8 protein-coding genes are annotated in these 5631 nt (G+C 64.7%); 1 reads left to right on the top strand and 7 read right to left on the bottom strand.

Annotated elements, in window-relative coordinates:
* Nucleotides 1–135 precede the first annotated feature (135 nt).
* From VK519_RS03940 to VK519_RS03970, 7 genes are all read right to left on the bottom strand, one after another.
* Complete coding sequence (locus VK519_RS03940) at nucleotides 136–543, bottom strand: hypothetical protein (protein ID WP_324347838.1); 408 nt, start codon at nucleotides 541–543, stop codon at nucleotides 136–138.
* Entirely contained in the window at nucleotides 515–763 is a 249-nt protein-coding gene (locus VK519_RS03945) for an FAD assembly factor SdhE (protein WP_324347839.1), read from the bottom strand. The genes VK519_RS03940 and VK519_RS03945 overlap by 29 nt, the downstream gene beginning before the upstream one ends.
* Nucleotides 764–779: 16 nt before the next feature.
* Nucleotides 780–1565, bottom strand: a complete 786-nt coding sequence (sdhB, locus tag VK519_RS03950; RefSeq protein WP_250623506.1) for a succinate dehydrogenase iron-sulfur subunit — start codon at nucleotides 1563–1565, stop codon at nucleotides 780–782.
* Nucleotides 1566–1589: 24 nt separating this feature from the next.
* Complete coding sequence (sdhA, locus tag VK519_RS03955) at nucleotides 1590–3377, bottom strand: succinate dehydrogenase flavoprotein subunit (protein ID WP_324347840.1); 1788 nt, start codon at nucleotides 3375–3377, stop codon at nucleotides 1590–1592.
* A gap of 3 nt (nucleotides 3378–3380) precedes the next feature.
* Nucleotides 3381–3767 carry a succinate dehydrogenase, hydrophobic membrane anchor protein gene (gene sdhD, locus VK519_RS03960; RefSeq protein ID WP_324347841.1) on the bottom strand — a complete coding sequence of 129 codons (387 nt, stop codon included), beginning with the start codon at nucleotides 3765–3767 and terminating at the stop codon, nucleotides 3381–3383.
* Entirely contained in the window at nucleotides 3764–4156 is a 393-nt protein-coding gene (sdhC, locus tag VK519_RS03965) for a succinate dehydrogenase, cytochrome b556 subunit (RefSeq protein ID WP_324347842.1), read from the bottom strand. Before sdhC ends, sdhD begins: the two co-directional genes overlap by 4 nt.
* 94 nt (nucleotides 4157–4250) lie before the next feature.
* Nucleotides 4251–4418 (bottom strand): DUF1674 domain-containing protein, encoded by a 168-nt coding sequence (locus VK519_RS03970; RefSeq protein ID WP_250623510.1) that lies wholly within the window; start codon nucleotides 4416–4418, stop codon nucleotides 4251–4253.
* Nucleotides 4419–4527: 109 nt separating this feature from the next.
* On the opposite strand from VK519_RS03970, the gene ygfZ reads away from it, so the two are divergent.
* On the top strand, nucleotides 4528–5340 hold the full coding sequence (ygfZ, locus tag VK519_RS03975) for a CAF17-like 4Fe-4S cluster assembly/insertion protein YgfZ (RefSeq protein ID WP_324347843.1): 813 nt from the start codon (nucleotides 4528–4530) through the stop codon (nucleotides 5338–5340).
* Nucleotides 5341–5631: the final 291 nt, after the last annotated feature.

Raw genomic sequence — 5631 nt, forward strand, 5'->3', positions numbered from 1 at the left:
TGTAGCGCAGGCCGATGAATAATTCGAGGGGTCTGAACATGCGGCTCAATCGCGGGATGGGTGGTGTCGCATCCGGCATCCGGTTGCGCCACCGCACCCGGCAGAGTGCCCGAACGCGCCGGTGGCGGCAAGGTGTCAGCCTGGCCGCTGTCCGGCCAGGCGTATCCGCAGGTGGCGCCAGGTGTCGGCGGGGAGGTCGGAAGCGGTGAGCAGCAGGGTGTGCGTACCACCCGGGAGGGCCAGCCGCAGCACGACCACACCGGCGAACCGGGCGTGACCGGCCAGTTTCGCGTGCTGCCGGCCACAGCCTGGCGCCACCACCGACCACCGGCCGTCACCATCCCAGGCCACCTGCAAGGGTCCGCGGAGCGGTCGCCAGGTGAGCCATCCGGCCACGGCGAGGACGGCCAGGGTGACCCGCACGGCGCCTTGCAAGCCGCTGGCAGCCACACAACCCACCGCGACCAACGTCATCACGCCCACCGCCAGGCGCACACGCGGCGAGGGTGAGTATTCAAAGTCGATGTCGGGCGCGGATCTCATCGATGATGCGGGCGAAGTCCTCGCGCCCTGGCTTTCCATGTCCCATCACCCAGTCCCAGAGGTCCGGGTCCTGTACGTCGAGTAGTTCGTCGAATGCCTTGCGGGTGGCTTCGTCGGCGGTGGCAAAGGATTCGTCCAGCCAGCCGCCGAACAGCGCGTCCAGCTCGCGGGTGCCGCGGCGGGTGCGCCAGCGCAGGCGACGGATGATGGCCTCGTCCATCGCCTGCGTGTCCCGCTTATGCCGAACGGCGCTGCACGATCAGCTTCTTGATCTCCGCGATCGCCTTGGCCGGGTTCAGGCCCTTCGGGCAGGTGCGCGCGCAGTTCATGATGGTGTGGCAGCGATACAGCTTGAACGGGTCTTCCAGGTCGTCCAGGCGTGCACCGGTGTCCTCGTCACGGCTGTCGACGATCCAGCGATAGGCCTGGAGCAGGATGGCGGGACCCAGGTACCTGTCGCCATTCCACCAGTAGCTGGGACACGAGGTGCTGCAGCAGGCGCACAGGATGCATTCGTAGAGGCCGTCGATCTTCTTGCGGTCTTCCGGCGACTGCAGGCGTTCCTTGTCGGCCGGGGCCGGGCTCTGCGTACGCAGCCACGGCTTGATCGAGGCGAACTGGGCGTAGAAGTGGGTAAGGTCGGGAACAAGGTCCTTCACCACCGGCATGTGCGGCAGCGGGTAGATTGCCACCGTGCCGCCGCTGCATTCGTCGACCGCGCGCGTGCAGGCCAGCGTGTTGGTGCCGTCGATGTTCATCGCGCACGAACCGCAGATGCCCTCGCGGCAGGAACGACGCAGGGTAAGCGTGGGATCGATCTCGTTCTTGATCTTCAGCAGCACGTCCAGGACCATCGGGCCGCAGGCGGCCATGTCCACCTCGTAGGTATCGGTACGCGGGTTCTGCCCGTCGTCCGGATTCCAGCGATAGACCTTGAAGGTACGGGGCTTCTTCGCCCCGGGCGACGCGTGGTGCTTACCGCCCTGGACCTTGGAATTCTTCGGTAGCGTGAACTCGGCCACGATTGCCTCTCCAGATAACGGTTGTTAGTAGACGCGCTTCTTCGGCGGCACCACCTCGACCTCATCGGTCAGGGTGTACATGTGCACCGGACGGAAGTCGAAGCGGCTGTTGCCGGCTTCGTCGATCCACACCAGGGTGTGCTTCTGCCACTCGTGGTCGTTGCGGTCGGGGAAGTCCTCGCGCGCATGGGCGCCACGGCTTTCCGGACGCTGCCGGGCCGAGTGCATGGTGGCCACGGCCTGGTCGAGCAGATTTGCCAGTTCCAGCGTTTCGATCAGGTCGGAGTTCCACACCAGGGAGCGGTCGCTTACGGCAACGTCCTTGAACATGTCGTGGACCTCGGAGATCTTCGTCGAGCCTTCCTCGAGCGTCTGGCCGGTGCGGAATACGGCGGCGTCGCTCTGCATGGTCTTCTGCATGGCGGCGCGGATCTCGGCGGTGGGCTTGCTGCCCTTCGCGTAACGGATGCCGTCGAAACGCGCCAGGGCCTTGTCCAGCACATTGGCCGGGAGGTCCTTGTGGGCAGTGTCGGGCTTGACCAGCTCTGCGCAGCGGTGCGACACCGCGCGTCCGAACACCACCAGATCCAGCAGCGAGTTGGAGCCCAGGCGGTTGGCCCCGTGCACCGACACGCAAGCCGCTTCGCCGATGGCGAACAGGCCCGGCACCACGGCGTCGGGATTGTCGCCCTGCTTGGTCACCACTTCGCCGTGGTAGTTGGTGGGGATGCCACCCATGTTGTAGTGCACCGTCGGCAGTACCGGAATCGGTTCCTTGGTGACGTCGACACCGGCGAAGATGCGCGCGGATTCGGCGATGCCCGGCAGACGCTCGTTGATCACCTCCGGACCCAGGTGCATCAGGTTGAGGTGGATGTGGTCCTTGTGCTCGCCCACGCCGCGGCCTTCGCGGATCTCGATGGTCATGGCGCGGCTGACGACGTCGCGCGAGGCAAGATCCTTGGCGCTGGGCGCATAGCGCTCCATGAAGCGCTCGCCTTCGGAATTGGTGAGGTAACCGCCCTCGCCACGTACGCCCTCGGTGATCAGGCAGCCTGCGCCGTAGATGCCGGTGGGATGGAACTGCACGAACTCCATGTCCTGCAGCGGCAGGCCCGCGCGCAGCACCATGCCGCCGCCGTCACCGGTGCAGGTGTGGGCGGAGGTGGCGCTGAAGTACGCGCGGCCATAGCCGCCGGTGGCCATCACCACCGCATGGCCACGGAAGAAATGCAGGCTGCCGTCGTTCATGTCCAGTGCCAGCACGCCGCGGCAGGTGCCGTCGGCGTCGAAGATCAGGTCGATGGCGAAGTATTCGATGAAGAACGTGGCGTCGTGCGCCAGCGCCTGCTGGTAGAGCGTATGCAGGATGGCGTGGCCCGTGCGGTCGGCCGCGGCACAGGTGCGCTGCGCGGTGCCCTGCCCGTAATGGGTGGTCATGCCGCCGAACGGGCGCTGGTAGATCTTGCCTTCCTCGGTACGCGAGAACGGCACGCCGTAGTGCTCAAGTTCGATGATCGCGGGGATGGCCTCGCGGCACATGTATTCGATGGCGTCCTGGTCGCCCAGCCAGTCCGACCCCTTGATGGTGTCGTAGAAGTGGAAGCGCCAGTCGTCTTCGCCCATGTTTCCCAGCGCCGCGGAGATGCCGCCTTGCGCTGCCACGGTGTGCGAACGGGTGGGGAATACCTTGGTGATGCACGCGGCCTTCAGGCCCTTTTCGGCCAGGCCGAAGGTGGCGCGAAGTCCTGCACCGCCGGCGCCGACCACGATGACGTCATACTTGTGTTGCTGGACCTTATAGGCTTCCATCGATCAGCTTCCCAACGCGATACGCAGGACGGCGAGCACGCCGGCCAGGACGCCCGCGAACGCGAGCAGTTTGATGACGATCATCGAGGTCACTTCCAGCCAGCGGGTGTGCACGTAGTCTTCGATGACCACCTGCAGGCCGAGCACCGAGTGCCAGAAGGCGGCGATGATGAAGGCGATCATCAGCAGCGCGTTCCAGGGGCGCGCGATGGACGCGCGCACGGCCTGGTAGTCGTGGCCCAGGAGGCCCAGCACCAGCACCACGAACCAAAGCACCAGCACGACGAGTGCGATGGCGGTAAGTCGCTGGGTCCACCAGTGGCCCACGCCATCCTTCGCCGAGCCCAGGCCCCGGGCCCGCTGCAGCGGGTTGCGCAGATCGCGGATCATGCAGCGCCTCCCATGAACACGTAGGCCCAGGTGGCAAGCGTAATCACCAGGGAACCGATGATCGAGAACCAGCTCGCCTTGATGAAGGTGCTAATGGCGTAACCGGCGCCGGCATCCTGGTAGAGGTGGCGGATGCCATTGATGAAGTGGAACCACAGCGCCCATGTCCAGGCGAACAGCAGCACCAGGCCCAGCGGCGAGGCGGCGACTGCATGGAAGCTGGCCCAGGCGTCGGGACCCATGGACAGGGCAACGAGGCCCCACAGGATGACCAGGCTGCCCACGGCAAGGGCGATGCCGGTGGCGCGGTGCAGGATGGAAGTGACCATCTGCGACTGCCACTTGTAGATCTGCAGGTGCGGGGAGAGAGGTCGGGTGGTCTGTGCCATGGCGGCTATCCTTCAGGAATCGCTTGACGCCCCTCCCCGACCACCCTCGTCGACCCATGCGCAACGGCCTGCCTCTTGGGGCAGGCTTTTGCCCTCAGAAGTCGATGCAGCGTCCATTCTTTTCCCAATCGCCGTAACGGGTGGGATCAAGCGGTGGACGCTCTTCCTGCTTCATGGCCGGTGCCGCGGGTGCGGCGCCGTGGCCGGTTTCCACGACCGTGGATTCCGGGGCCTGGGCAGGAGGGGCAGACGTGTCAGGCATGGTTTTCAAAGCCTGCGAATGTTAAACCCTGTGCAACCGCAGCACAACTCAAAGGGGGCTGGATTGCGCCCGGGCACGCCCTAACATCCCTACGATGCAGAACCCACTGATGCCCGCCTCCCTCCTTACCCTCGACGGTCCCGACGCCGCCGCCTTTGCCCAGGCCCAGTTTTCCTCCGATGTCTCAGGCCTGGCCCCGGGACAATGGCAATGGAGCGCCTGGCTCGACGCGAAGGGCCGCTGCCGCGCCTTCCTGCAGTTGGCTCGGCCGGCCACCGACCGCTTCACCGCCCTGCTACGCGGCGGCGACGCGGCGGCCATGGCGGAGGACCTCAAGCGCTTCGTCTTCCGTGCCAAGGTGCGCATCGTCTGCACCGGCGACATGACAGTGATCGATGGACCTGCGTTGGCCGATGGCTTCATCACCGTCGATGAAGATGCCGGCATCACCTACGGTGGCGGCACCCGCAGCTGGCGCGTCGTCAACACAGCAAGCACTCACGCAGGCGACCACGCAACGCGTGACTGGATCGACCGCGACATCGACGCAGGGTTTGCGTGGATACCCGATGCAGCGATCGGCGAACTATTGCCGCAATCGCTTTCCTTCGAACGCCTTGGCGCCGTGAATTTCAACAAGGGATGTTTCCCTGGACAGGAAATCGTCGCGCGCATGCACTACCGCGGCGCAGGCAAGCAGCGCCTGCATACGGCGAGGTTCGACATTATCGCTTCACCTGGTGCGACATTGCGTCGCAACAGCGCTGCCATCGGCATGGTGCTGAACGCGCATGCTTTCGATGGCGCAACCAAGGCGTTGGTGATCCTGAATGACGTGATCCTTGACGATGAACGCACTGGCGCATTCGATGTCCAAGGCATGCAGACGAGCCTTGTATCACTGCACATGTGGCCACATTGAATAGAACAAATGGCATGTGCCGATAACGCGTACACGAAAATTTCATCTGCGGCGCAGCACAAATTGGTTCACGTGTGTTGTGAGCCTTTGCTGAACAAGATGACCCTTGCACTTGCCAATGTGATGCATCCCCCACTAGGCTCCGCCGATCGAATTTGGGTAACGGTGTGACACCCCGTTACATGGCGCGACGAATCGACTGGTAGTCGAATCGGCGCGACCCGGCATGACGCCGGTGACAATACGCTGTGGTGCGCCGCCAATGCTTACTGTGCAGGCCGCCCGATCAAC

It is taken from the genome of Pinirhizobacter sp. (assembly GCF_035317885.1).
GTDB lineage: Bacteria > Pseudomonadota > Gammaproteobacteria > Xanthomonadales > Rhodanobacteraceae > Pinirhizobacter.